This is a genomic window from Bradyrhizobium sp. dw_411 (genome assembly GCF_018449695.1).
Lineage (GTDB): Bacteria > Pseudomonadota > Alphaproteobacteria > Rhizobiales > Xanthobacteraceae > Bradyrhizobium.
The window spans coordinates 1-1913 of the sequence record NZ_JAAVUY010000042.1; the positions used below are offsets into that span (position 1 = coordinate 1).

Annotated in this window: 1 protein-coding gene and 1 pseudogene; both read left to right on the forward strand. The window is 59.4% G+C overall.

Annotated elements, in window-relative coordinates:
- A pseudogene (locus HB676_RS33585) lies at nt 1–247 on the forward strand (hypothetical protein); the annotation flags it as partial.
- Nucleotides 248–309: 62 nt separating this feature from the next.
- Nucleotides 310–1913: tetratricopeptide repeat protein (locus HB676_RS33590; protein WP_213742813.1), on the forward strand; the 1604-nt coding region annotated here is incomplete at its 3' end.

Genomic DNA, 1913 nt, shown 5'->3' on the forward strand with positions numbered 1-1913 from the left:
CAGCCGGCTCGATCTCGTGATCACAGTAGACACCAGCGTGGCGCATCTTGCTGGCGCGCTGGGCCGGCCGACCTGGATCCTGCTGCCCTATCTGCCCGACTGGCGCTGGTTGCTCGATCGCGATGACAGCCCGTGGTATCCGACCGTCCGCCTGTTCAGGCAGGATGCGACGCGCGATTATGGCAGCGTCGCCGCGCGGGTGCGGAGCGAGCTGGACGCGATGATTTCCGCGAGGAAGTCCATTTGATTGCCGGCAAACAACAAGTCGGGAGCCGGTAACGCCTCAATGCGCAAATTCTGAAAGCTCCGATGACCCGCCGCGACCATGGACCAGCCCCCGAAAAGCCTCCGAACCCCGACGATCCCGGTGGTACCGAAAACCTTGATGCGTTGTGCGAGGCCGGCCTGCACCATATGCAAGCGGGACGATATCTCGACGCACAAATCTGCTGCGAGCGGGTTCTCGCCATCGACAATTCACATGCCGACACCCTGCATTTGATGGGTCTGCTGTCCCATCAAGCCGGGCAACATGATCTTGCCCTGGCGTGGATGGCCCGCGCCATTCAGAACGATCCCAAGCCGCAATACCTTGGCAATTTGGGCACCATGCTTCTGCGCCAGGAACGCTACGAAGATGCGCTCAAGGCTTTTGACAAAGCCATACAGCTCAAGCCTGAAGACACCGAGTTGTGGAAGCATCTCGGTAATACTCTCCTGAGGCTCAATCGTCCGGACGACGCGCTGCTGACCTTTCAGCACGTGCTCAAGCTCAATCCGCATCACCGCGATGCGGCATATAAAAGCGGGCATCTGCTCTATAACCTGAAGCGGTTCGAAGAGGCATTGAAGCACTTCGACTTGTGCAACGAACTACAGCCCAACAACGCACTGTTTTTGCAGACGCGCGCGGAATTGTTGCTCAGCTTGAAGCGGCTGGAGGAAGGCTTGGTCGACATCAAAGCCGCCCACGCACTCAATCCGGCGAGCGCCGAAATCTGCAATCTTGTCGGCGTATTTCTCGCGGGGCTGGGAAGAGATGACGAGGCGTTGCCGTGGTACGACCGGTCACTCAACCTGCAGCCCAGCGCCACGGACCCGTTGAATAACAAGGCGTCTGCGCTCGGTCATCAGCACCGGTTCGCCGAATGTCTTGAGCTTTACGACAGGGTCAGGACGATCGATCCGAATAATATGAGCGCCGTCCTTTACGCGTCGCATGTGCATCTGTTGACCGGTAATTTCGATGCGGGTTGGGCGGGGCGAGAGGCCCGCTGGGCCATTACTGGTCTGCCGATCGACCGTTTCGGATTGTCCCAGCCAGCGTGGCTCGGAAGAGAGCTGATCGACGGCAAGACGTTCCTCGTTTTTGAAGACGAGGGAGCGGGCGACACCATTCAATTTTTACGTTACGTGCCGCTGCTCATCGCCCGCGGCGCCCGCGTCATTCTATCGGTTACCGATCCCCTACGTCCCTTGTTGGCGGGCATGGCTGGCATCGCGCAATGCGTTTCAAGATCATTGAAGCCGCTGCCGGCGTTCGATCTGCATTGCCCGATCACCTCCCTGCCGCTCGCCTTTGCGACGCGCCTCGATACCATTCCTTCCGGGTTGGGTTATCTGCCGCAGCCGGAACAAGCGCGCCAGCAGATGTGGGAGACTCGGCTTTCCGAACGCCTTGGCAACGACAGCAGACTGCGGGTAGGTCTTGTCTGGTCCGGCAATCCGATCCACGTGAATGATCATAACCGGTCGATGCCCCTGCGGATGCTTTTGAATCTTCTCGGCGCCGATGCCGCCTTCGTCAGTCTTCAAAAGAATCCGAAACCCGACGATGCGGCCGCGTTGCAACAGGCCGGGATCATCGACCTGACGGCGCAACTCACCGATTTCGCCGAAACCGCCGCGCTGGT